At 56.0% G+C, this 23,809-nt stretch carries 19 protein-coding genes; 8 read left to right on the top strand and 11 right to left on the bottom strand.

The features are described from left to right. Nucleotides 1-402: 402 nt before the first annotated feature. On the top strand, nucleotides 403-717 hold the full coding sequence (locus IGS16_RS06585) for a hypothetical protein (RefSeq protein WP_068511355.1): 315 nt from the start codon (nucleotides 403-405) through the stop codon (nucleotides 715-717). Between the two features lie 103 nt (nucleotides 718-820). On the opposite strand, the gene IGS16_RS06580 is transcribed toward IGS16_RS06585, so the two are convergent. Next, complete coding sequence (locus IGS16_RS06580; protein WP_297084377.1) at nucleotides 821-1,603, bottom strand: biotin/lipoate A/B protein ligase family protein; 783 nt, start codon at nucleotides 1,601-1,603, stop codon at nucleotides 821-823. 20 nt (nucleotides 1,604-1,623) lie between these two features. Continuing rightward, nucleotides 1,624-2,076, bottom strand: a complete 453-nt coding sequence (locus tag IGS16_RS06575; RefSeq protein WP_297084375.1) for a YbjN domain-containing protein — start codon at nucleotides 2,074-2,076, stop codon at nucleotides 1,624-1,626. Between the two features lie 496 nt (nucleotides 2,077-2,572). On the opposite strand from IGS16_RS06575, the gene IGS16_RS06570 reads away from it, so the two are divergent. Both IGS16_RS06570 and IGS16_RS06565 read left to right on the top strand, forming a co-directional pair. Continuing rightward, entirely contained in the window at nucleotides 2,573-3,145 is a 573-nt protein-coding gene (locus IGS16_RS06570) for a DUF1802 family protein (protein WP_297084374.1), read from the top strand. Nucleotides 3,146-3,727: 582 nt separating this feature from the next. Next, nucleotides 3,728-4,783: an ABC transporter substrate-binding protein gene (locus tag IGS16_RS06565; protein WP_297084372.1), complete on the top strand. Its 1,056-nt coding sequence runs from the start codon at nucleotides 3,728-3,730 to the stop codon at nucleotides 4,781-4,783. Between the two features lie 125 nt (nucleotides 4,784-4,908). Here the strand turns inward: IGS16_RS06565 and IGS16_RS06560 are convergent, their stop codons facing one another. Next, on the bottom strand, nucleotides 4,909-5,703 hold the full coding sequence (locus tag IGS16_RS06560; RefSeq protein ID WP_297084370.1) for an SDR family NAD(P)-dependent oxidoreductase: 795 nt from the start codon (nucleotides 5,701-5,703) through the stop codon (nucleotides 4,909-4,911). 400 nt (nucleotides 5,704-6,103) lie between these two features. Between IGS16_RS06560 and IGS16_RS06555 the strand changes: the two genes are divergently transcribed. From IGS16_RS06555 to IGS16_RS06535, 5 genes are all read left to right on the top strand, one after another. After that, a complete protein-coding gene (locus IGS16_RS06555) occupies nucleotides 6,104-7,354 on the top strand; it encodes a GAF domain-containing sensor histidine kinase (RefSeq protein WP_297084367.1) in 1,251 nt (416 codons plus the stop codon). A 66-nt stretch (nucleotides 7,355-7,420) separates the two neighbouring features. Beyond that, entirely contained in the window at nucleotides 7,421-8,368 is a 948-nt protein-coding gene (ylqF, locus tag IGS16_RS06550) for a ribosome biogenesis GTPase YlqF (RefSeq protein ID WP_297084365.1), read from the top strand. Nucleotides 8,369-8,989: 621 nt separating this feature from the next. Next, on the top strand, nucleotides 8,990-11,734 hold the full coding sequence (locus IGS16_RS06545) for a DUF3536 domain-containing protein (RefSeq protein ID WP_297084364.1): 2,745 nt from the start codon (nucleotides 8,990-8,992) through the stop codon (nucleotides 11,732-11,734). A 74-nt stretch (nucleotides 11,735-11,808) separates the two neighbouring features. Continuing rightward, nucleotides 11,809-12,726 (top strand): macrolide 2'-phosphotransferase, encoded by a 918-nt coding sequence (locus tag IGS16_RS06540; RefSeq protein WP_297084362.1) that lies wholly within the window; start codon nucleotides 11,809-11,811, stop codon nucleotides 12,724-12,726. A 136-nt stretch (nucleotides 12,727-12,862) separates the two neighbouring features. Then, on the top strand, nucleotides 12,863-14,347 hold the full coding sequence (locus IGS16_RS06535; protein ID WP_297084360.1) for a TldD/PmbA family protein: 1,485 nt from the start codon (nucleotides 12,863-12,865) through the stop codon (nucleotides 14,345-14,347). Nucleotides 14,348-14,510: 163 nt separating this feature from the next. Here the strand turns inward: IGS16_RS06535 and IGS16_RS06530 are convergent, their stop codons facing one another. The 8 genes from IGS16_RS06530 to IGS16_RS06495 form a co-directional block, all read right to left on the bottom strand. Continuing rightward, nucleotides 14,511-15,878, bottom strand: coding sequence for a DUF2330 domain-containing protein (locus IGS16_RS06530; RefSeq protein WP_297084359.1), 1,368 nt, complete (start codon nucleotides 15,876-15,878; stop codon nucleotides 14,511-14,513). A 32-nt stretch (nucleotides 15,879-15,910) separates the two neighbouring features. Continuing rightward, nucleotides 15,911-16,849 (bottom strand): RnfABCDGE type electron transport complex subunit D, encoded by a 939-nt coding sequence (locus IGS16_RS06525; protein WP_297084357.1) that lies wholly within the window; start codon nucleotides 16,847-16,849, stop codon nucleotides 15,911-15,913. A 102-nt stretch (nucleotides 16,850-16,951) separates the two neighbouring features. After that, a complete protein-coding gene (gene def, locus IGS16_RS06520; RefSeq protein WP_297084355.1) occupies nucleotides 16,952-17,500 on the bottom strand; it encodes a peptide deformylase in 549 nt (182 codons plus the stop codon). A gap of 62 nt (nucleotides 17,501-17,562) precedes the next feature. Then, complete coding sequence (locus IGS16_RS06515; RefSeq protein ID WP_297084353.1) at nucleotides 17,563-19,521, bottom strand: M48 family metallopeptidase; 1,959 nt, start codon at nucleotides 19,519-19,521, stop codon at nucleotides 17,563-17,565. 72 nt (nucleotides 19,522-19,593) lie between these two features. Further along, nucleotides 19,594-20,148, bottom strand: a complete 555-nt coding sequence (locus IGS16_RS06510; RefSeq protein ID WP_367185740.1) for a DUF2996 domain-containing protein — start codon at nucleotides 20,146-20,148, stop codon at nucleotides 19,594-19,596. A gap of 329 nt (nucleotides 20,149-20,477) precedes the next feature. Further along, a complete protein-coding gene (locus IGS16_RS06505) occupies nucleotides 20,478-20,753 on the bottom strand; it encodes a ubiquitin-like small modifier protein 1 (protein ID WP_068511331.1) in 276 nt (91 codons plus the stop codon). 104 nt (nucleotides 20,754-20,857) lie between these two features. Further along, the gene (gene thrC, locus IGS16_RS06500; RefSeq protein ID WP_297084352.1) at nucleotides 20,858-22,165 is read right to left on the bottom strand and encodes a threonine synthase; all 1,308 of its coding nucleotides are present in this window, start codon (nucleotides 22,163-22,165) and stop codon (nucleotides 20,858-20,860) included. A gap of 299 nt (nucleotides 22,166-22,464) precedes the next feature. Next, nucleotides 22,465-23,454, bottom strand: a complete 990-nt coding sequence (locus IGS16_RS06495; RefSeq protein ID WP_297084351.1) for a GNAT family N-acetyltransferase — start codon at nucleotides 23,452-23,454, stop codon at nucleotides 22,465-22,467. Nucleotides 23,455-23,809 lie beyond the last annotated feature (355 nt).

The raw sequence follows: 23,809 nt of genomic DNA, 5'->3' as shown, positions 1-23,809 counted from the left end.
AGACTCTCGTCTATTAAGACTCAAATCTACATGGACTTAAGTCTATCCTGGAATCGACAGATTTTTGCATCCCTTAACGTGGACATGGCATCACATTTCAAATTTGTCTCATAAGTTTTCCTTTTGCGTAGTGATTCTTAATATTGACTGGTTATTGACTGGTTAATCTCAATCGAGATCATCGATTTTTTTCAAGGGATCTAGAACCCCGCACTAGTTTTCCTGAGATTTCATAAGTGGCGCTAATAGATAAGCGGTTTTTATGGAATGTTTTCGCTAATCTGAGTCAAACTTCCGCAATAAGGGGTATCTTTGTCATAAACTCAATGATATGGTTTAGGGAAAAATCATAGACTCTTTTCTTTGATTTTTGCGGCAAGACGCTTTTAGGAGGTAGGTTCCATGACTCAGAAAGCCAGCAAACTCGTCATCGTTACAGAGAAATTGTTGTTAAAGCAAATTACCCAGATTATCGATGAAGCCGGAGCCGCTGGTTATACGGTGATGCCCGCTGGTGGAAAGGGCAGTCGCAACGTGCGCTCGTCGGGACAACCGACCGTTAGCGATGTCTACTCGAATATCAAGATTGAGGTGCTCACTGCCAGTCGGGATATGGCTCTCAACATCGCAGACACCGTTGCAACGAAGTTTTTTGACGATTATTCAGGCATTGCTTATCTCTGTGATGCAGAGGTGTTGCACGCGCACAAGTTCTAGTGCCGGACTTAGTTCTTGCATGGCGAGGGGAACCGGGCGATCGCTCTTTCTGGGTCAGTCCAAGGGCGATCGCCTTTATGCAGCAAGCTTACAAGTAGCAAGCTCATAAGCTTTGGCGAAAATTCTGACGGGTATTGATTAGAGCGGCGACTTGCCGCCATTCGGCATGGGTGATGGGCTGTGCAGCTAGGCGAATGCCAAAGCACTGCTCTGCTGCGGTTACCAGAACAGCGATGATAGCGGCGAGGTCAGGCGGATCACCGATGGCAGATTTAACCTGCTCATCGGCTACTTGCGCCTCGCCAAAGACCTGATAAAACAGATCGCAGTCGGGACAGAGGCGCATGGAACCATGTTGCAAAATGCACTCGCCGCGCCGCAGTTGAGCGCTGCCAACAAGCTTGTAGCCGCTGTCGGTGACCAGATCGGCGCTGGTGGCCGTGCCAAAGCAGTTGGGATTGTGGATGTAGCCGCGCCCGGCGTTGCCGTACTGGAGCGAAATGCCGAGCGATCGCCAGCCTTCAATCAAAAACGCGCAGATTTTCTCATAAGCGGCTTTGCGGCTGGGCCCCAGCTCCGACGTGACGACGGCATAGGTTAGGTCGCCCTGATGCAGCACCGCACGGCCGCCGCTGGGACGACGCACTAGATCGATGGGCTGATCCTGGTAAGTGAGCGATCGCCAGTGATCGGGAATCTGACGCTGATGATAACCAAGGGAAAGGGCGATCGGTTCCCAGATGTAAAACCGCAGCGTCGGCGGATGCAAGCCCTGGACATATTGCTCGAACAGCCAGCGATCGATTGCCATTTGCGTCGCGCCATCTGCTCTCATCAGTGGAATGAGCCGCCAGACGGGGCGAGAATCCCTGTAGTTCGCGTTCATGGCGAGGGAACCGCCCAGGTTCAAGCGCCAAACTCAGCCTGAAGAATCTCGTCGTAGCTGTCGGCAATAGAAGCAACCATTGTGATGTTGCGCGACACCTCGCCAGGCGACAGTTCCGCTACGGTGCGCTGCGCCGCAACCACCACCTGATTGTCCATAATCGCGAAGTGCGACTCGAACGTGCTTGTCCAATTCAGTTGCAGCAGCTTTCGCATCAGTTCTAGCTCATTTTTGGCCGGCAAACTCAGTACGGGTGACCAGACGGCGAGCATATCGTCATCTGTTTCGCCCGTAAGCTGTACAAACACCTCTACGCTGCCATACTTAAACTTCCACAGATTGCCCTGGTCAGATCGGCTGACCATCGCGCTCTGGTCTTCTTGCAGGCTGGAAATCACAGTTTCAACGACATCCAGATGGCTGGTCGCTTCGATAACTTCTTCTGTCAAAGCTTGGCTGGATTCAGGTTCCATAGGAAGCAGGTCGCTCAGTGAGTGGACAAATGGTTGGGGGGATTGGGGACAACCGTAGACGAACACGAATAGCCGAAGAAAATTGCAGAACCAGGAAATACCTTTGGGTGTAACCCAGGCTACAGCCTGATTTGCAAGGCTACTCACAACTTTAGCCGCTCAGGGTGCAATCCTGCATGTTTCTACCAAGTTTCTTTCTAAAGCGGCTAAAGCGGGCGATCGCCCCAGGACTTCATGACGCACTGCCTCGCCCAACGCGCTACAGCGTTTTTGAAGCTAGTGAGGCACGCGGATGGTCAATAAGCCCTTGCCTCGTGAGGGCAGCATGTGCCTCACGAGGCAAGAAAATGCTGTAGATTAAGCACAAAGCCGCCTCCCGTCCTCACTCGCTGTGCTGCCGATGACCCGCCTGAACGTCCCCCAAAATTCCACATCCCAAAGTCCAGACTCTTCTTTAGACTTTTCTTCAGACTCTTCTTCAGAGAGTGCTAGATCGTTGGTTGCAGCGCTCAAGGAATGGGCGATCGCCATCGAAGCCCTGCTCAGCGGCGACACCCTTCTGCTGTTGCGAAAAGGCGGCATCCGGGAAACGGGCGGACGATTTAGCGTGGCCCAGTCCCGCGTGCTGCTCTATCCCACCTACGAACATCAGCAGCCCCACCTGCTCAAGCCGCCCTACGCCAACCGAGTGCAGCCCGTTCCCTCCGGCTGGCATCCCAACACCGTAACCCTCTGCGCCTGGGCCGACATCACCCACATCTTTCAAATCACCGCCGCAGAAACCGTTGAGGCGCTGCTGCCGTTTCATATTTGGACAAACGCCCTAGCTACAGAACGGCTGAAATGGAAGCCTCAGCAGCCGCTCTACGTCCTGCTGCTGCGCGTGCATCGGTTCCCAGAATCTTTCACGTTGCCTTATCAAGAGGCCTACGGCGGCTGCAAATCCTGGATTGATGTGGAGCTTCCCGTTGGACGGGCCGCAAATCCCTTTATGGATGCGCCGGTGCTGACTCAGGAGCAGTATGCCCATCGGGTAATGGAGGTTGAGCGGGTGGTTTTGGGACAGTAGAGAAGGCTCCGGGTGCCGAGCCAACAGCCTTGGGGGGAGCTTCCCCCCAAACCCCCGCTTGGGGGACGCGCTTCGTCCCCCAAACCCCCTCCGACCTCGGTTTCGGCGATGCAGTCGAGATACTGTCCGTGCCAGATTCGACTGGATTTGTCGTGATACAAACCTGAAAGATTCTCCTTAGAGATGCTGCGCGATTCTCTGGAGAGACGCTGCGCGATCGCCCCTATTACTCATGCAATGTGAAGCAACCTCTCGGACACACCGACACGCCCTTAGGAGGGGGTGTGGGGGACGCTTCGTCCCCTGCAAAAGGGGGGTTGGGGGATATCCCCCAAGGCTGTTGGCTCGGATCTCCAGACTTCCAACTTAGACCAACATTGGCAACTCAAGTCGCTCAATTCTTACAGAATGCTGCACAAGCCCCAAGTCGCCAAACCCCAGCGATACACTAGGGAGTTGGCTCGCGCAATGAAGCGGGCCGGCGCAGCCATTCTGTGCCGCGAAACACACCCTGGCGGGTCGTTCTTGCCTAGTCTGAACCTTGTGAAACCCCGCTAAAGGCATAACCAAGAGATTACTAACATGCTGCATCGTATCTTCACCGCAGTTTTGATTGGGCTGCTCGGACTTATCCCGCTGTGGACCGCGCCCCAACCTGCCCAAGCCACAGGCTGCACCCTCACGGCAATCGTCTGGGAAGGCTATACCGATTCTTCCTTTGCCGATATTTTTGAACAAGAAACGGGCTGCACCATCAAAGCCACCTACGCTGGGTCGAGCGACGAAATGTTCGCCAAGTTCCGCGCAGGCGGCGGCAAAAATTATGATCTGGTCTCCGCATCGGGCGACATCACCGAGCGGCTCTACAAAGCAGGCCTGGTGCGCCCCATCGACACCAGCAAGCTGCAAAATTACAGCGCTGTATTCGAGTCATTTCAGGACGGCAAGTGGAACACCTTCGGCGGCAAGCCCTACGGCGTAACCTTTGCCTGGGGACCCAACGTGCTGGTTTATAACACCAAACAAGTAAAACCCGCGCCGAAGTCCTGGGATATCTTATTTGACGATAAATATTCTGGCAAAATTGCCCTGCCCGACAACCCCATGACCATTGCCGACGTGGCGCTGTGGCTGGGCAAAGCCGATCCCTACGACCTTACCGACGAAGATCTCGCCGAAGTGAAAGCCAAGCTATTGGAACTGCGCCCCCACATTCGCAAATTCTGGACGACAGCAGGCGAACTGGCCAACCTGTTTCAGTCGGGCGAAATTGTGATGGCTCACGCCTGGCCGCTGACCTATACCCAACTCAGCAACGAGGGCTATCCCATTGGCTCCGTCAGTCCCCAAGGCAAGCTGACGGGCTGGACGGATTCCTGGATGATTTCCAAGAATTCCAAAAACCCGGAAGCGGCTTATGAGTGGATTGACTTTATCCTCAGCGGCGACGGGCAAAAGGGCGTGATGGACGTGACGGGCTACTCTGGCGCAACGACGCTGGGCGCAGAGGCCGTGGGCCCCGAAAAAGCGCACGAGCTATTTATGGATGACCTGTCGCTGCATTCGCAGATCAACATGTGGCAGAGCGTAAAGAACTACGACCAGTGGGTGCAGCTTTGGAACGAGATTCGCAGCTAAACTGCATTTCTCAGTCTGGCATTCCTCAGTCAAACGAAATTGCTGAAAGCCCTGCAAATGCCGACTGGCAATCCAAAATCGCAAATCCAGAATCGTAAAAATCCAGAATCGTAAATGGGTATCAGCTACGGCTCTTGGTACGTCCACATTAGACCGCCATCAACCAGGAACGTAGAACCCGTAATGTAGTCTGCTTCGGCAGAACAGAGAAACGAAACCAGAGACGCAACCTCCTCCGGATTGCCCATGCGCTGGAGGGGGATTTTTTTGAGAAATTCTTTGGATTCGTCTGAGTCGTCTTGCAGACTGGTGTTTTTGTCGGTGGCGATCGCCCCCGGTGCGACATTGTTAATCGTAATCCCCAGCGGCGCGAGTTCCGTTGCCAGCGTGCGGGTCATCATCTTCATGCCGCCCTTGCTGGCGCAATAGGACGCAAAATCGGGAAACGACAACTCCTCATGCACCGAGCTAATGTTGATAATCTTGCCGGGATGCTGGGCATTCATGCAGTGATGCACAAAGGCCTGCGCCGAAAAGAACGCGCCTTTCAGGTTCACGTCCATCACCTGGTCATAATCTTCCTCAGTGACCTCCCAAAACGACGCTTTCTTCTGAATGCCTGCGTTGTTGACCAAAATATCCAGGCGACCAAAATGGGCAACCGATTCCGCGACCATGCGGCGCACTTGCTCCACTTCGCTCACGTCCGCCTGCACGATCTTCCCTTCGACCGAGCAGCCATATTGAAAACACCGGCCGCCTGCTGCCTCAACCTTGGCCAGCGTTTCGGCTGCGCCCTCTGGATCAGCGCGATGGTCAATCACCACACTAGCCCCGTCGGCCGCTAGACGCAGGGCGATCGCCTGTCCAATGCCTGTAGTGCTGCCCGTCACCAGTGCCACCTTTCCGTCCAATTTCATGGCTGCCTCCCCAGGAGATTATTAAGAAATACTTGTAATCAATGGAATTTTTGTTACCTCGCAGCAAGATCTTGTTACGCAATGCCTCCCCCTGACCAGCCTCAAAAGAGGCATTCTAGCGAGTTTTTTTCTACTTCTGTAGACAGACTGTAGACAGAACCTTGAGTTAAATGCAGGGGTATTGCAGGACAGACTAGACCCACGAACTACTGATTCACTGTTACTGATTCACTGTTGATGAACTATTGCTGAGGAGTCGAGAAGGAGCGCAACCGAGTCTGCCATAATACTTAAGCTTCAATCCATGACATGCCAGGGTCAACCGCAAGAACCGTTTATTCCACAGCACGCTGATCATACAGATTGTCCAAGTCGTCGATCCGCTCACTCAAGCAGATTCATGCAATCCCGTGCTCGGTGGCAACGAGACCAGCAGGTGATTGAGGCGCTGTCGTCTCTGCTGGACTATGTTGGAGATTTGAACCGCTATTTGGAACGAATCGCGTCTAGCGTTTGTCACTTGCTCCGAATGGATATAACTGTGATTACGCTCTGCGAAGGGGACGGGTTTGATCGCGTGATTGCCAGCTCCGATGGCGAAGAAGATCACACGCTCTATACGCTCCACGGAACAGTAACCGGAACAGTGGTAGACACTGGGCGATCGCTCGTGGTAGAAGACACGCGCCTGAATCCCGAAGCAGGCGAAATTCCCGACGGCTATCTCTGCTATCTCGGCGTTCCCCTCCGTACTCCCCACGGCGATATCCTTGGTACGGTTTGTTCCTTTAGCTATTCGCCGCGCAAGTTTGCCGAGGAAGAAGTGCGGACGGTGGAACTGTTTGCTGAGCGGGCAGCAATGGCGATCGCCCACTATTGCCTCTATCAGGAGCAGCAGCGGTTTAACGAACTGCTGGAGGCAGAGGTGATCAAGCGCACCCAAGAACTCCGCGCTGCCCAGTCAAAGCTCATCGAGCAAGAGCGTCTAGCCGCCATCGGTGAATTTGCCGCCATGATCGTTCACGAAATTCGCAACCCACTAACCACCGTAAAAATGGGTTTAAAGGCCTTTGGACGACTGGCTCTGGCAGGGCCAGACCAACTGCGGCTGACGCTGGCCAGCGAAGAAGCGAATCGTTTGGAAGACTTGCTAAACGAGATTCTCCAGTTTTCCAAGCCACAGCGGGCCATGGAGACAGAGTCCGTAAACCTGGCGGCGCTGCTGCAAGACGTGGTGACGCAGGTGCAGGAAACGCCGATTGGGCAGGGACGCATCATTGAACTGGCGATCGCCCCAAACTTGCCGCCTGTGATGGGCGATCGCAACAAGCTCAAGCAAGTCTGCCTGAATCTGCTGCGAAATGCTTGCGAGGCAGTGTCGGAGGGCGATCGCATTTGTTGCACCCTGCTGCTCGATGCCGACGCTCCCCCTGCCCCCCAAAGACTCTGCCTATCCATCCACAACGGCGGCCCGCCCATTCCCCCCGAAGACCTGCCCAAGCTGACGCGCCCCTTCTACTCCACCAAAGCAGGCGGCACCGGCCTCGGACTCGCCCTCGTCAAACGCATCGTCGATGCCCACGGCGGCAGCCTGTGTATTCAATCCACCGCCACAGAGGGCACCACAGTCACCCTTCACCTGCTAATCTAAGCTTTGCGTTCTTCCCTCTTCGTTCTTCGTTCTTCATTTTTCCCTCTTCCCCCTTCCCTCTTCCCCATGCCCACGCCCCCCATCCAGTGGTATCCCGGTCATATTGCCAAAGCCGAGCGATCGCTCCTGGAACAGCTTAAAAAAGTCGATGTCGTGCTGGAGGTACGGGATGCGCGAATTCCCTTGGCGACGCGCCATCCGCAGATGGGGCAGTGGTTGGGCAACAAAGAGCGGGTGCTGGTGCTAAACCGCATGGACATGATTCCCGCTGGGGTGCAGCAGGCCTGGCGCACCTGGTTTCAGCAGCAAGACGAGACAGCTTATTTTACCGATGCAAACCACGGCAAGGGTGTGGAAGCTGTGTCCAAAGCAGCGCAGGCGTTGGGCGAAAAGATGAACCAGCGACGGCGCGATCGCGGTATGTTGCCCCGCCCCGTGCGAGCAGTGGTCATCGGCTTTCCCAACGTGGGCAAGTCGGCGCTGATTAATCGGCTGCTGAAGCGGCGCGTGGTGGAGAGCGCCCGTCGCCCTGGCGTGACGCGCCAGCTCCGGTGGATTCGCATTTCCGACGAGCTAGAACTGCTAGACGCACCGGGAATCTTGCCCTCAAAGCTGACGAACCAGCAAGCCGCGCTGAAGCTGGCCATCTGCGACGACATTGGCGAAGCCGCCTACGACAATCAGCGGGTCGCCGCCGCCTTTGTAGATCTGTGGAAAGAACTGGCCGAAGCCGCGCCCAATATCATCGGCAGCGGTCTGGAAACTCGCTATGGGCTGTCGCCGTCTGGAGTCACAGGCGAAACCTACCTGGCGCAACTGGCCGAGCATCGCTATCAGAATGACATCGAGCGAGCCGCACGACAATTGCTGAATGATTTTCGCAGGGGGCTGCTGGGAGCCGTGCCGCTGGAGTTGCCGCCAGCAGCGATCGCAGCGGAGGGACGGGGCAATCCTGACGAAAGGGCTGAAGAAAGGGCTGAAGAAAAGAGCGGGGAACACTCTGGAGTACAGTAGCCCCCAGAGATCCTTGTAAGGAAATATAAAGCAAGTTTACTTTTTCCTAAAAATCTGGCTCGGTAAAGACACAAACTGAGCGTTTTGCAGTGCAGTCGGGCGATCGCCCTTATTACAAAACATGAACTTAGTTTGAAAACATTGTGCTATCCCATGCAGAGTATAAAAACTCGCGATATATATCGTAAGTGTAGAACCCTGCAAGGCAGGGCAGAATTTCAAAGACTCATAAAGACTCACGTGTCATAAAGACTCAAGGGTAAGGACTCAAGCGCGATCGCCCCTTTGCCGCTTCAGGAATTTTTCAAAGCCTGCTCTGAAAACTGCTCTAGAAATGCCCTGAAAAAATATCCTGAAAGATTGCCTCGACTGTCCACAGATTTCTGAATGATCCCCGGATTTTAAGATGATTTGAGCAATCATCTGATCGAGTGAATTAGTTCGTTCGATGCTTGATTTTTGAGCTTTTGCAGACTGGATGATTGGCCAACTTGCTAGCTAGAAGCTGATCCCCAGCCGCGCCCCCAAATCAACGTGCGATCGCCCAGCGTTGCAACCCCTTTGCAATGTCCCAGAGCAAACCGCGATGTATTTGGGTTCTGTAGATTTTGGACACGTTGCATGACTTTTTCTCGCCACGATTCTCGATCCGAATTGGCTGCTTTAGCGTTTCAGACCGATAGTTTACGACTCAATGACTTAGCCGATCCCGCGCTCAATCGGCAGTTGCACACCGATCCACCTGCCTGCGACACCCAGGGACAACGGTCAGAAACAGGAATCTACGTGACTGTCCACGGGCATTTCTACCAGCCGCCCCGCGAAAACCCCTACCTGAACGCCATTGAGAGGCAGCCCAGCGCCTCGCCTTACCACGATTGGAACGAGCGAATCCACTACGAGTGCTATCGCCCCAACGCCTTTGCCCGTGTGCTGAGCGACCAAGGCAACCTGCTGGGGATCGTCAATAACTACGAATATCTCAGCTTCAACATTGGCCCAACGCTCATGAGCTGGCTGGAACAAGCCGATCCCGAAGTCTACCAGCGCATTCTGGACGCAGATCGCAAAAGCTGCGATCGCCTGGGAGGACACGGAAATGCGATCGCCCAGGTCTATAACCACATTATCCTGCCCCTAGCCAACGACCGCGACAAGCGCACCCAGATTCGCTGGGGCAAGGCCGACTTCCGAGCCAGGTTTGGGCGCGATCCTGAAGGCATGTGGCTAGCAGAAACGGCAGTCGATTATCCAACGCTGCGAATTCTGGCAGAAGAAGGCATTCGCTTTATCATCCTGGCCCCATCTCAGGCCCAGCGCTGCCGCCCCCTGCCCACGCCCGACGAGCGCGATCCCCACTGGATCGAAGTCGGCGGCAGCCAGATCGACCCCGTGCGCCCCTATCGCTGCTTTTTGAACTCGCCCCATTTCCAGCGCGACGGCATCCTGGGGCAAGATGCTTTGGGTGAACCGGGCACCAACCCGAACCCGGTTGATACGCCCTACATCGACATTTTCTTTTATGACGGCCCAATTTCCCGCGACATGGGCTTTAACGACGTGCTGAGCAGTTCCGAGCATTTTGTGGGACGCATCGGGCAGGCCGTGCGCGGGGATCACCGTCCCGCCCAGTTGATCTCCGTGGCCACCGACGGCGAAACCTTTGGACATCACAAAGGGGGCACGGAGAAGGCGCTGGCCTATGCCTTTACCCACGAGTTTCCCAAACGGGGCTGGCTGGTGACGAATTTTGCCCACTACCTCAGCCTGCACCCGCCTACCTGGGAAGTGGAGCTAAAGCCCGTGACGGCGTGGAGTTGTTGCCACGGGGTCGATCGCTGGCAAGACGACTGCGGCTGTGGCGGGGGCGGCGAGTGGCATCAGAAATGGCGGCGGCCGCTGCGGGATGCGCTGGACTGGCTGCGGGATCAGCTAATTGCAATTTACGAACAGTTCGGTAGTTCATTTTTCCACGATCCTTGGGCGGCGCGGGATGGCTATGTCGCTGTGTTGGGGGAGCGTTCTGATACGGTTCTCGATACGTTTTTCGCAGCTTACCAAAGTCACGATCTGACACCGGCCGAACGGGTTGAGGCGCTGAAACTGCTGGAAATGCAGCGCCACGCCCTGCTGATGTATACCAGTTGCGGCTGGTTTTTTGAAGAGGTGTCGCGGCCGGAGGGCACGCAGATTTTGCGCTACGCTGCCCGCGCCTTGGAACTGGCAGAAGACCTTGCCGCAGTTCGCCTGGAGCCGGAGTTTGTCCGTCGTCTGGGGGCAATCCCCAGTAATGTGGAGCAGTTTGGCAACGGCGCGGAACTGTATCGCCAACTGGTTGCGCCTGCCCGCATCACGCCAGAGCAGGTGGCCGCGCACTATGCCATCAGTTCCCTTTTCCACAGCTATTCCCAGGAGCAGCGTCTCTATTGCTATAACGTCCAGCGATTAGACTATCAGCTTCGCCGCATGGGATCGCTAACGTTGGCTCTGGGGCAGGTGCAGTTGACCTCCGAAATCACCCGCGAGGTGGTGAATCTGGAGTTTGCGGTGCTGCATCTGGGCGGCTGGGATTTTCACTGCTGCATTCGGCCCGCCAGCGGTCGTCGCGCCTATTTGCAATTGCGGGATGAGTTGTTTGAGGCGCTGTCGCTGGCCAGCGCGGCGCAGGTGATTTTGGCGATGACGCGCACCTTTGGCGATTGCCCCTTTAGCCTGCAAGACCTGTTCGCTGAGGAACGCCATCGGCTGATGCACCTGCTGAGTCAGGAAACCCTGACCCGACTAGATCAGCTCTACACCCAGGTCTATCGCGACAACTACGGCGTGCTGCGGGCGTTTCATCGGGATGCCCTGGAGCCGCCCCGCGAGCTGCAAGTGGCTGCCGAAATTGCGATCGCCCATCGGCTGACCCACTCTCTGCAAGCGCTAGAGCGCGAAACCTCTGATTTGCCCCCCACCAATCCCGAATTGTGCGACAGCTATTTGTCGGAACTAGAGGCGATCGCCGCCGAAGCCAACCAACTCCACTGCCATCTGACAGTGACCCCAGCCAGACAAATCCTGGAGCGGCTGATCCTGCGGCTGCTGTGGCAAGCTCTCAACGAATCGGAACTGGATACCTTGGAGCCAACGCTGGTCTGGATTGAGCAACTGCTGGCCATCGGCGAGCAGCTTCATCTGGGACTGGCGCTGGATCGAGTGCAGGAGTTGTACTGGCGATCGCTCCACCGCTACCTCCTGCCCCGCTGGTCTGTCGCACAGCAACACTCTGATGCGGCCGCCAAAGCTGAACTGGCGCTGCTTCAACCGCTGCTGTCGCTGGGCAAGGCACTACGTATTGAAGTTCCACTAGGGGCATTGGCATAAGCCTTACGGCTTTGTAGTATAATGTATTATGCTTGGTGGAGTTTACAGACTGTTGCGCGATCGCCTCTAGCGTCATGATCAAAAACACAAAATCACAGCAGGAAGTGCTGGAGTTGGCTCATCAGAATGGTTTGGCAATCGAGGGAGATTCCATTCAATTCAATGAGTCTGGTCTTGATTTTCAAGTAGCGTTGGCAACAGATGCGGACGGAATACACTGGATTCTACGCCTTCCTCGGCGGGAAGACGTTCTGCCATCTGTAGATCAGGAAAGACGAACCCTGGAACTGATTGCCCCACGAATCAATGTAGACGTGCCGCGATGGGCGATTTGCACCGATGAACTGATTGCGTATCGGGCATTGAACGGTGTGCCGTTGGGCACAATCGATCCAGAAGCAAAAGCTTATGTGTGGGAGATTGACTTAGAAAACCTTCCTGAGCAATTTCACAAATCATTGGCAAAGGGAATTGTTTCCTTACATCAAGTTAGTGTTGAGAAAGCAAGAGCAGCAGGCCTCCCGGTGAAAACCACCGAAGAAGTCCGAGTTGAGATGCAGCATAGAATGGAGTCCGTCAAACAGGAATTTGAGGTCGATCAAACCTTATGGGAACGCTGGCAGTCCTGGCTTCATGACGACGAAATTTGGATGCAAGAAACGGTTTTAACGCACGGTGAATTACACGCGGGTCATATTCTGATTGACAAACAAGCGCGGGTGACCGGATTTATTGACTGGACTGAGGCATCGGTCACCGATCCAGCAAAAGATTTTGTAGCCTACTACCGCACGTTCGGCAAAAACGCTCTCAGGCAGCTCATCTCAGCCTATGCAGAGTCCGGTGGACACACATGGTCAAAGATGGCAGAACATGTGATTGAACTCAACGCCACTGTTGCAATAGACGTTGCGGAGTTTGCGCTCAGGTCGGGTTTAGATGAATACAAACAGATGGCAGTTCAAATGCTCAGCGTCGGCGAATTAGCGTGATCAACATCTGAATGCACATCTAAATTGGATTTTTGCTGCGTTTGCCCTGCCCTCCAGCAGCCTATTCCCTCACTCCCCAGGCTTCCTTGCTAAACTGTGAGAAACGCCGACTGCCGCGCCCTGAGAGGACTGCCTAATGCTATTGACCAGCCTGCCCGATACGCTGCTTACCCCTGCGAAGCTGCCGAATCTGAGCTATGCCGCGCCGCGCGATCGCTTTGATGAGTCGTGGGATGCGCCGCTGTCTACGCTGCTGGGGCTAGGTCGGGCGGCCGGAGCCGATTTTGTCGAGTTTTTCCTGGAACGGGTTAACTATATTAACTGCCTAGCCGAAGACGATACCATCACCAGCATTGCGCCCAGCTTGACCACGGGCGCGGGTGTGCGCGTGTTTCGCGGCAAGTCCGACTGCTACGTTAGCACCAACGACCTGACCTTTAGCGGGCTAAAGCTGGCTCTAGAAAAGGCGTTGTCTATCATGGGGCTAGAATTGCCCAGCGGCAATGCGTTTATCCCGGAAGTGGTGCTAGAGCCGCTGCGCGACTATGGCACGCGCAAGGGCAAGGAAGCTTGGCTGGAACAGTGCAGTTCAATTCGCGAGATGGGCGAAATTTTGCTGGCAGCGAGCGATCGCCTCGGCAAAAAAGCCAGCCACGTCCAGTCGCGCCGTGCCTCCTACTTTCGCGACTGGCAGGAAGTGCTGGTGGCGGCGAGCGACGGCACCTTTGCGCGAGACATTCGCCTGACGCAATCCACCGGGTTTAGCCTGCTCTGCGCCGATGGCGACCACCGTGCCTCTATTGGGCAGCGCGTCGGCAGCACCAGCCAGCCCGATTTTCTCCGCACCTGGGATATGGATAGCACCGCCGAAGAAGTGGCGGAGTCTGCCGGAAAAATGCTCTATGCCGATTATGTCGAGTCTGGCACGTACCCCGTGGTGATGGCGAACCACTTTGGCGGTGTGATCTTCCACGAAGCCTGCGGTCATTTGCTGGAGACGACGCAGATTGAGCGCAAGACTACGCCCTTTATCGACAAAAAAGGGGAGAAGATTGCCCATGAAGCGCTGACCGCTTGGGACGAAGGGCGATCGCCCAACGCCTTTGGCACCATTGATATGGACGATGAGGGAATGCCCACCCAGCGCACGCTGCTGATCGAAAACGGCATCTTGAAAAACTTCCTGAGCGATCGCGCTGGGTTTATGCGAACCGGACACCCGCGCACGGGCAGCGGCCGCCGCCAAAACTACACCTACGCCGCCGCTAGCCGAATGCGGAATACCTACATCGCGCCGGGGCCGCACTCTCTTGACGACCTCTTCGCCTCCATCGACAAAGGGATTTACTGTAAAAAAATGGGCGGCGGCAGCGTCGGTGCAACGGGTCAGTTCAACTTTGCAGTGGATGAAGCCTACCTGATCGAAAACGGCAAAATCACCAAGCCCCTCAAGGGCGCAACTCTGATTGGCGAAGCGGTAGAAATCATGCAGCGCATCTCCATGTGTTCCCAAGATTTGGGCCTGGCGGCGGGCTTCTGCGGCTCCATCAGCGGCGGCATCTACGTCACCGTGGGTCAGCCCCACCTGAAGGTCGATGCCATTACGGTTGGGGGACGGTAGCTTAAACAGGAGGTCGGGTGCGGACTTGTGATGGGATGAGGAGATCAGGAAAGTAACTCATCAGGAAAGTAACTCATCAGGAAAGTAACTTAGGGAAAGTAACTTAATCGCTGCCGAACCCGCCCGATCTGACTCATCCCGTTGCCATTTCACCCGCACTGTTCTATCGATCTATAACTCGCCCCATCAACTGTTGCAATCGTGCAACCAAAGGCAGTGCCGGAAATTGCTCAGCTCGAATCTGGGGCAACTTGTCGCGGATATCGCGGATATTCCAACCCGTGAGGCGGGCGAGGGTCTGGGCTTCTTGCTCGAACCGTTGTCGGAGCGATCGCCGATATTGCCGCCCCGCTTCACACGCCATCTCGCCCGTATAGGGATGACGCAGGATATAGCGCCCCTGAAACAGGGTGCGGTTGTTGGTCTGCTGAAAAATCAGGTCTTCCGGAAACTTATCGCGGGTATAGCGCACATGCAGCCGCGTGATGAATACGTTATTGGGCATGGTGTTGGGCATCTCCGGGCGCGTCCAAAACACCCCCGCCTGCCGCAGTTCCTCTGGCGATAGCGGCTCCGCCGAGCAGGGGTCGCAGCTTCCCATATCCCAGGCGTATTCCAAAAACGCCACGTTTCGCCCCTCGCGGGTGTAGCTGGTCTGGAACATGGCTTTGTAAAAGTCGCTAAATTCGTCCTTCACGTATACCGGAATTTCTGCATCCGACGGCACCTTCACCGTGCGATAGTTGCTGACTTCTGCCTGTCCTTCCGGCGACAAAATGTAGACCAGCAAATCCTGAGAACTGTCGGCGTTGACCATGCCCAACCGCAGCGGCAGCATAAATCGGGGCGATTCGTAGGTCATTTGCAGGGGTCGCAACGCCTGATAGCCCGAATTTTCGTATTCCTCCAGATTCACCTTGGCCACAAAGAACTTCATCCGCTGGCGAATGTAGGGGCGCAGCAGTTCCCGTGCGCCTTGGGGAATGCGGTAGCCGTTTTGCACCAGCCAGGTTTCCAATCCATCGGACTCGCGGGCGCTGAGGATCAAGATATCGTACTCGCCGACGGTGAATTGTTCTTCTACCGTCACCCCTAGCGCCTGGTTGCTGCGTCCAGCCCGACCTGGAGCGGCGCTTTCCATCGCAGGAGCCGCCATTGGGCGATTCCAAAAGATAGGTGGAGCGCACGGATCAGGATCGAAGTATTCCACCAGTCTCGGTGCGCTAAAGGAATCGAGCCGCTCGATGATCCGTGAATCGGCGATTTGCACCTGTTCGCGCTGCAAGATCACGGGAACCGGAACGACCATCGCAAAATCTTTGACATCACCCTGGTAGTCATTGGCCATCGTAAGAACCGTGCGATTTCCGCTGCGGGCGATCGCCACCTGAGAAGCTTGGTTATATAGCTTCGCATCGGCTTTTGCCACATAAAACCCACAAAATGCCAGCGCTCTGGATGAAACCGTGAACGTCAGCAGGAATGCTATGAGTGCGATCGCCCACACACGAAAAGATCGTAAATAGGTCATTGAATGATTAAGCAGAGATTTCATAGAAACACCTATTCAGGAACGTATTTTTGTCGGAAGGTGGATAGAAAAGACAACGGTAAATGCAGCGCTGACTGCGACCACTCAAACCGGGCGGCAGGCAGCAGCCAGTCCAGCAGCAGACTCAACGGAGCCAAGGCAAACAGCGCCCAAAAGGGAGCCGTGGAGATGAAAAAGACATTTCGCAGGATAAACGTCACAAGTGCGATCGCCCCGGCCCAGATCAGCCGTCCGGTGCGGGAATTGGGAATCGTGCGCGGGTCGGTAATCATGAACAGCGCAAACACCAGCAGCGAGCCACTGGTGAGCCGATGCGCCCACACGTCCCACGTCCAGCCCAGCCACAGATTTCGCCCGGCCTCTAGCACCGCATAGCTGCCCAGAAACGCCGCCGACGTGTCCCAGCGCCCCACCTGTTGCAGCACCAGCCCGCCTGCTCCCAAAAACAGCAGCCCATACCAGCCGCTCTCGCCCCACTGCCCCGGCGAAACCCACGCATCGCCTGAGAGCATCAGCGCCATGACGATGCCAAAATTGCCGGGATTAAACACATGCTTGCCGCGCAGCCGCAGCAAAAATTTGCTGGCGATCGCCCCCATCACCGCCAGCGCCATCGTCAGCGGATGATCGACCCGCAGCAGCAGGCTCATTCCCAGTCCCGTCACCAGCGCACTGGGCAGACTGGAGAGAATTTGGGGATTGCGATACCGCAGGGCGATCGCCCTCCAGCGCTGTCCTATATTATCTGCCGGTTTATTATCTGCTGCTGTTTCTGGATTTGATAGCTCTGGTGGATAAAATACTGCCCCACAAAGCGCCTGGGTGATGAGGCAAGTGGCGATCGCCGTTAGCACCACCACCCAATTCAGCGACCAATCCCGCGTGCCCACCCCCAGCAGCAAAAACAGGGCTAAAAAGCCAATTTGATAAAGCCTCGCGTCCTTTGCCATCGACTGTTTTCATTGCAACGTTGGCAGCTATTATGTCGTGCTGCTACGATGGCTGATGGTCTGTTTCAAATTTTGTAACCGCAGCTAAGTTAAAGCATTCCCCTACGACAGCAGCTTTTGGTATTCCTGCTCGGTGATCAGGTCGCGAGTGGTTTCGACCCGATCGACAAATACCTGTCCATGCAGGTGATCGACTTCGTGCTGGACAATGCGGGCGACGAAATCGGTGAAGACCTGACGGCGCAGATTGCCGTGGCGATCGCCATATTCCACCTCGATTTCTCGATAGCGGGGCACGAGGCCGCGAATCCCTGGCACGCTGAGGCATCCCTCCCAGCCCTTCACCGTTTCGTCAGAATGGCTGAGCAGGCGTGGGTTCAGCATGGGCAGTGGCTCCATCTCCGGCGCGTGGGGATAGCGCGGATTGGGACGCGACGCAACGATAACCAAGCAAAGGGGCTGACCGACCTGGGGCGCAGCGATGCCCACGCCGTTTGATGCGTGCATCGTGACCAAGAGCTGATCAATGAGGGCTTGCAGGGCGGGGTCATTGGGGGAGGCGATCGCCCGCGCTGTGTCTCTCAGCTTGGGATTGCCCAACTGCAAGATTTCCAAGAGAGAAGTGTTTGAAGACTCGGCAGCCTGGGTCATAGTCGGTTAGAGGGTTGCAAACTTGGGTGGAGGGGATCGCCTGCTCTGATCTAAGGCTGAGGCTAACGACTGGGGCGGCGCTCGGCGGTGGGCTTGCGGAGGCGCGTCAGCCCTAGTTCGGTCTGCACCCGCAGGCGCATGGCGGCGTGGCGGTCGATGCCTTCGTAGGCGTAGCGGTTGTACCCGTTCTGGCGGATCTGGCGCTCGATGTTGCGCTGTCGCTCACGGGTGTCGGGGTGAGTGGAAAGCCATTCAAAGGGGGCGACTCGCCGCTCTTGTTTTTCTAGCGTTACCATCAGCCCGTGCAGCCCGTCCGCTGCGTAGCCTGCCGAGGCCAGCAGTCGCGTCCCAAAGGCATCGGCCTGGCGCTCCATGTCGCGACTGTAGTTGAAATAAAGCAGGTTTGCCGCATAGCCGCCATAGGGAATGAGCTGGAAGGCGTTGCCCAGGGTGTTGGCATCGACCGCAAGCTGAAAGCCATGCGACAGGGACGTGTGGGCCAGTTCGTGGGCAATCAGTCCGGCTAGTTCTGCTTCTGATTGGGCTTTTAGAATTGCGCCCGCATTGATGAAGATTTTGCCGCCGGGTAGGGCGAAGGCGTTGAGGCTGCGATCGCGGATGATGAAAAACTCGTACTCAAATTCCGATCGCCCCGTCATCGCGGCGAGGCGCTGCCCAATGTCGTTGACGTAGGCATTCACCGCTTCATCCTGAATGAGCGGCAACTGGCGGGCAGCCCGACGGGCGATCGCCTCTCCCACGTTCTCTTCGCCCCGCAGCAGCGCGATTCCGGTCTGTATTGAAGAGATGGGGCCAAACAGGTTGCCCGTCAGCGCAAAGCCCAATGCTCCGGTCAGCAAGTTGGCGATCGCCCCGGCTCGCAAATCGCGCTCCAGCCGATTGCGGAAGGTTCTGGCGTGCTGAGCCGCCAGCGCTTCAAACTCCGCCGCTGCCGGATCATCGGGATACATCAGGGCAAACTGCCGCGCCGCGATCGCCGCTTCCACCAGTTGCCCGTTGGTTGCCAGGGCTGCCACCCGTGCCTGTGCCAAATCTGCCGAATCGGGATACAAACCCACTGCTCGCTCCAGCACCGCCAGCGCCTCGTTCGAGCGATCGCCTGCTGCCAACACCTCGGCATAGCGCAGATGCCCCAGCACAAACTCTGGATGCTGCTGAGTCAAGAGCCGCAGGGCAGACTCCATGCGCGGACGAGAATTTTGCGATCGCCCCGCCTCTGCCTCGCGCCAGTAGACCTGTCCTTCAGGCGGCAGCGCCTCCGGGTCGGTGACCAGCGGGGGCACTTCGACGACATCCACTTCATCAAACGGCGCTTTTGCCAGCCGATAGCGGACTTCTGCCTCCCGCCGCAGGCCCATCTGCCACAGCGCATCCCCCTCTCGCAGCAGTTCCAGTGCTACCGCTGGGTCGATCGGGGCGGCATTGGGTTCCGGTGCGGCGATCGCTGGCTCAATGACTGGCTCAATGACTGGCTCGGCGACTGGCTCCGTAACGACTGGCTCCGTAACGACTGGCTCGACTGGTTCCGTCAGCGCATCCAGTTCAGAGTCCGGCTCCGCAGATGGCTCATCGGCTGTGTTCAGGGTTGGCACAGGGTCTGGATTCACCTCTGTCTGGTCAACCCGTTCCCCTGCCACGGCAGACTCGTCAACTGCGTCGCCCAGCAGAACCTCAGCAAGGGGAGAAATTTCGGCGGTTGCTCCAAATTCTTCCAGCACCCAAGCCGATGAGGCATTGGCAAGGCTGGCTGAGGCTCCGGGCAGCATCGACGGAGGATCTGCCGAAGCTTCAGTGACGGGCGACCCTGGCCAATCGGGCGCCGAGATACCCTCAGCCGCTACAACTTCTGAAACAGGCACGACTGAAACGGACGCAACTGGCCCCAACGCATCGGGCGCATCGGGCTGGGCTGCGATCGCCCCCTCCACCAGCGCTTCCGCTAGGGACAGCGGGATCGCTAGAAGGCTGCATAGCCAAAGCCGACGTAGAAGAGATGACATGGCGATCGCCTCCTCAGCGTGTTATGGGTTAGGAACGTTTCGCTGCGACGCGCTACGAAGCCAGGGCTGACGCTAGTTGCCCACCAACCACTTCTGCCCGTTCAGGCGCTGCAACGTGTAAAGCACCATCAAATCCAGCGTTACCTTGCGTTCATCAATCATAAACGACTCTAGCAGGCTAGGGCTTGCACCATTTCCAGCACAGCTAAAGACCTTTTGCCCCTGGATATCTTCCTTCACAAAGCCCACCAAAAACTGGTGCTGTCCGCCTTGAAACTTGCCCTGCACCTGCCAGCAAGCGCCGAGTTCTTCCATGCCCTTGATCGGCAGCGGCAGCTTCTCAAATTTCAGATCCAGATCGTTAAAACCTGCGGCTGCCATCGCCTGCTTTAGGCTGGGCATATAGTCCTGCGTGATAAAGTCCGCAAAGGGTTTATCTTCCAGTGCGGGCGGCTTTTCCTTCTTGGGCTTGGCGGCGGGCGCTTCCCCATCCGCAGACTGAACCTTGGGTTCGCGGGGCGGCTTTGTTTCGGCGGGTGCTTCGGCGGGCGCTGCGGATGCAGGAGTAGGCTGCCCCTCAGTCGTTGATGCGGCTTCAGCCGGAGGATTGGTTGCTTCGTCTGGCATGGCTATCTGCAATCAGTCGTCATAAATTACTCCCATAGTACCGGGTTGTCACCGATTCAGAAACGGTTCGCCCTGCCCAACTGCCGTCAGAATTTCTGAGGCAGGCGATTAGAATTCTCAACCGTTATGCTGAGTATGCGGAGAACATAAATCAAAAAAATAAAAGGTGAGCCAGGACATTGCCCAACTCACCCTAGTAGACTTCATTTCAAATCGCGGATCTGGACGCGAAGCAATCCCGATCCCTGGTTATAGACAAGCTGAGCAAGAGGGGCGATCACCTACACTGCAAGCCCTACACGCAGATAGCTCAAAAAACCTCAACGCATTTAGCCGCCCGCCACCGCAGGCACAATGCTCACTTCATCGCCTGCATTCAGCGCCGTGTTTGCGCCGTCCAAAAACCGGATATCTTCGCTATTCACATAGAAGTTCACAAAGCGGCGGAGTTTGCCCTCGTCATCACACAGACGGGCCTTGATCCCTGGAAAAGACGCATCGAGCTTATCCAGCAATTCGGCGATCGTTGCGCCGTCTACTTCTACAGTGGCCTGATTTGCAGTGAACTGTTGCAGCGGAGTAGGAATGAGAACTTTGACAGACATGGCATTAAAGCATGGGGTGAAAGGAGTAACTAGGGTGACGGGGTGTTGGGTTTAGGCGCAAGTGGTCTAGTCTCTAATCCCAACCCCGACATTTAACCCGACATCTAAACTGTGACCTGCTGCCATTCCAGGCGGCCCAGCGTTTGCGCCCGCTCCAGCGCCCGTTCAAAGCTTTCTAGCTTGGGTTCGATGGTGAGGGGTTCGCCGATGTAGCCTTGGACGGCTTCCTGAGTCTTTAGTCCGTTGCCCGTGATATAAGCAACGGTGGTTTCGTCATGGTTAATCTTGCCTGCTTCGGCCAGTTTTTTCAGAACGGCGATCGTGGTGCCGCCTGCGGTTTCGGTGAAGATGCCTTCGGTTTCGGCCAGTAGTTTGATACCTTCGACCACTTCTTGATCACTCACTGATTCAATATTGCCATTAGTCTTGCGGGCAATGTCCAGCGCATACACCCCGTCTGCTGGGTTGCCAATAGCAATGGATTTGGCAATGGTGTTGGGTTTGACGGGGGTGATGAAGTCGCGGTCTTCGCGGTAGGCCTGGGCAATAGGCGAGCAACCATCTGCCTGAGCGCCGCTGAAGCGAACGTTTTTCCCTTCTACTAGGCCGACCTTGGTGAATTCCTGGAAGCCCTTGTAGATTTTGGTAAAGAGAGAACCAGAGGCCAACGGCGCAACGATGTGATCCGGCAGTTGCCAGCCAAGCTGCTCGATGACTTCATAGCCCAGGGTTTTGGAGCCTTCGGAATAGTAGGGGCGCAGGTTGATATTCACAAAGCCCCAGCCGTGGGTGTTAGCGACTTCCGAGCAGAGGCGGTTCACTTGGTCATAGTTGCCATGAACAGCCATGACAGTGGGCCCATAGATCAGCGTACCCAGGACTTTGCCCGCTTCCAGATCAGAGGGAATGAACACGCAGCAGTCTAGCCCGGCATGGGCGGCGATCGCCGCTGTCGAGTTTGCCAAATTTCCGGTGCTAGCGCAGGAAACCGTCGTAAAGCCCAGTTCCCGTGCGCGAGTCAGCGCCACCGACACCACCCGGTCTTTGAAGCTGAGGGTGGGCATGTTCACTGCGTCGTTCTTGATATAGAGATTTTTGATACCCAGACGACGCGCCAGACGGTTTGCCTTCAGCAGCGGCGTAAAGCCCGTGCCCACGTCGATTAGGTTATCCGTCGCAACAGGCAAAAAGGAGCGATATCGCCAGATAGACTTGGGGCCGGCTTCGATGGTTTGACGGGTCACGACTTTGCTCAGGTGGGCGTAGTCGTAGGTCACTTCCAGCGGCCCGAAGCACAATTCGCAAACGTGAATTGCCTTTGCTTCATACTCTGCACCGCACTCTTTACACTTCAAGCCAGAAAAAGCAGCAGCGGTGGAACGGGTTTGGAGGGTGTGGGTTGCCAGCGTCATGGAGGGGTCTCGTCCTGTGATATCTCGTTCGGTTTGCGTGAAATGAAGTCTGGGAAAGGGTTACAGGTTTCCTTCACCCAATGCAAGGAATCGTAGCATGGGCAACAAACAGCGTCAAATATACCCGACTTTTTTTATCGGGATTTGATTCAACCCCGAATTTCACCGCATTTGAACCGTACAGGACTTACACACTTGCAATGAGCTTTCTGGGTTTTAGACAATTTCTCGCTGCGTAAGTCCTGCCGCATTTAAGTTAAGGAAGATTTCAGCAGGGGTTTCATCGCTGCCTCCAGTCCTCAGCGCCAATCATCCAACACGAACGCACCGGGATGGTTAAACGCAGGCTGGTTTGGGCAGAGCATCGCCACGCCCAGGATGTCGATGCGAAACCCCAAGCTCCGCAAAAGCTGGTACGCACCCTGCCGCTCCGTATTGACCCCGCAGATCAGGGTTGAGAGTCCACGCTGAGCCGCCAGACCTTCGCAGGCTTGCAGCAAAGAGGCGAGGGATTGGGAGGCGCGATTTGCGAAGCGATCCCTACGGGAATCGCCCGACCGCACCGCGCCAAATTTCACGTAACAAGCGTCTTTGCCCGCTTCAGTACCTTCTCCGCAGTGGCAAATCGCAAACCCCTCCAGCCGTTGATTTTCGACAGGGGAACCCTGGCTTTCTAGCAGCACGGTCTCGCCCCAGTGGCGAGCGGCAACGGTGCGAATTTCGTTGCTCAAGTCGAGTCCCTCGAATACTGTGTTGGTCAGCTCAGCACAGCGTTCCAAACTGTCTACTTGCATGGCCGCTGCCAGCTCTGAATACCTCAGACCAGACTGAAGAGGGGTCTGGGAATTCTGAGGCTGAACGGGCTTGCTCATGACCGCCGTCAAACAGCGGGGGTGAAACCCGAACCGTTCGTAGAGTGCGAGGTGTTTGGGGCTGTTGGAAAACGTAAAGATGCCAAGTTGAGAGATTTGATGCTGAGCAAAATAGTCCATTGCAGCGCTGACGAGTTGCTGCCCTACCTTCTGATTCCAGTAGTCGGGATGGACGGTGAGTGGGCCAAATCCCCCAAAGCTGCCCCAGTTCACCGCAATATTTGAGCCAACGATCTGACCGTTATCTTCTGCGACGAATGCGGCGGATGGGTCGAGATACCACCGATTCATGTAGTTCATGGTTCTGGCAAAATCTTGCGGGTCGGGCAGCCCGATAAAGGTGCCAAACGCCAGCCGGAAGAGATGATCGGCGATCGCCAAATCCGCTTCCTGCATTGCCCGAATCGTAATGGCCATGAGTCTGAGTGGGTCTGGGTGGCGTTTAATCGTTGCTCATTTTCAGCAGCAGCATCTCAATAGTAGCCAGTGGGCGATCGCCCCGATCACAGGTCAACAAAGGTTTGCAATAACCACGCTGCAAGCCTGGACGGGAAAGGCTGGCTCATTTTAGATTTTGGATTTTGGATTTTGGATTTTGGATTTGCGACTTTGGATGTCTGAGCGTTTGGGAGGCTTCTAGTCATTTCATGGGTAGCGTCACTTAGGAAAGCCTATAAAATCAGCCCAAACCCTCCCCACACGAAAAAGCGCCCCCCGCAGGAGGCGCTCAGAGAGAAGCTAATCAGACAGACTCAGCAACAGCGAAGCCGAA

This window comes from Thermoleptolyngbya sp. C42_A2020_037 (assembly GCF_015272455.1).
Taxonomy (GTDB): Bacteria; Cyanobacteriota; Cyanobacteriia; order Elainellales; family Elainellaceae; genus Thermoleptolyngbya.
This window is presented reverse-complemented; position numbering and strand designations above follow the sequence as displayed.

Coding starts and splice junctions, on each gene's coding strand:
- IGS16_RS06585 (WP_068511355.1), top strand. CDS start 403: ATGACTCAGAAAGCCAGCAAACTCGTCATCGTTACAGAGAAATTGTTG.
- IGS16_RS06580 (WP_297084377.1), bottom strand. CDS start 1,603: ATGAACGCGAACTACAGGGATTCTCGCCCCGTCTGGCGGCTCATTCCA.
- IGS16_RS06575 (WP_297084375.1), bottom strand. CDS start 2,076: ATGGAACCTGAATCCAGCCAAGCTTTGACAGAAGAAGTTATCGAAGCG.
- IGS16_RS06565 (WP_297084372.1), top strand. CDS start 3,728: ATGCTGCATCGTATCTTCACCGCAGTTTTGATTGGGCTGCTCGGACTT.
- IGS16_RS06560 (WP_297084370.1), bottom strand. CDS start 5,703: ATGAAATTGGACGGAAAGGTGGCACTGGTGACGGGCAGCACTACAGGC.
- IGS16_RS06555 (WP_297084367.1), top strand. CDS start 6,104: ATGCAATCCCGTGCTCGGTGGCAACGAGACCAGCAGGTGATTGAGGCG.
- ylqF (WP_297084365.1), top strand. CDS start 7,421: ATGCCCACGCCCCCCATCCAGTGGTATCCCGGTCATATTGCCAAAGCC.
- IGS16_RS06545 (WP_297084364.1), top strand. CDS start 8,990: ATGACTTTTTCTCGCCACGATTCTCGATCCGAATTGGCTGCTTTAGCG.
- IGS16_RS06540 (WP_297084362.1), top strand. CDS start 11,809: ATGATCAAAAACACAAAATCACAGCAGGAAGTGCTGGAGTTGGCTCAT.
- IGS16_RS06535 (WP_297084360.1), top strand. CDS start 12,863: ATGCTATTGACCAGCCTGCCCGATACGCTGCTTACCCCTGCGAAGCTG.
- IGS16_RS06530 (WP_297084359.1), bottom strand. CDS start 15,878: ATGACCTATTTACGATCTTTTCGTGTGTGGGCGATCGCACTCATAGCA.
- IGS16_RS06525 (WP_297084357.1), bottom strand. CDS start 16,849: ATGGCAAAGGACGCGAGGCTTTATCAAATTGGCTTTTTAGCCCTGTTT.
- def (WP_297084355.1), bottom strand. CDS start 17,500: ATGACCCAGGCTGCCGAGTCTTCAAACACTTCTCTCTTGGAAATCTTG.
- IGS16_RS06515 (WP_297084353.1), bottom strand. CDS start 19,521: ATGTCATCTCTTCTACGTCGGCTTTGGCTATGCAGCCTTCTAGCGATC.
- IGS16_RS06510 (WP_367185740.1), bottom strand. CDS start 20,148: ATGCCAGACGAAGCAACCAATCCTCCGGCTGAAGCCGCATCAACGACT.
- IGS16_RS06505 (WP_068511331.1), bottom strand. CDS start 20,753: ATGTCTGTCAAAGTTCTCATTCCTACTCCGCTGCAACAGTTCACTGCA.
- thrC (WP_297084352.1), bottom strand. CDS start 22,165: ATGACGCTGGCAACCCACACCCTCCAAACCCGTTCCACCGCTGCTGCT.
- IGS16_RS06495 (WP_297084351.1), bottom strand. CDS start 23,454: ATGGCCATTACGATTCGGGCAATGCAGGAAGCGGATTTGGCGATCGCC.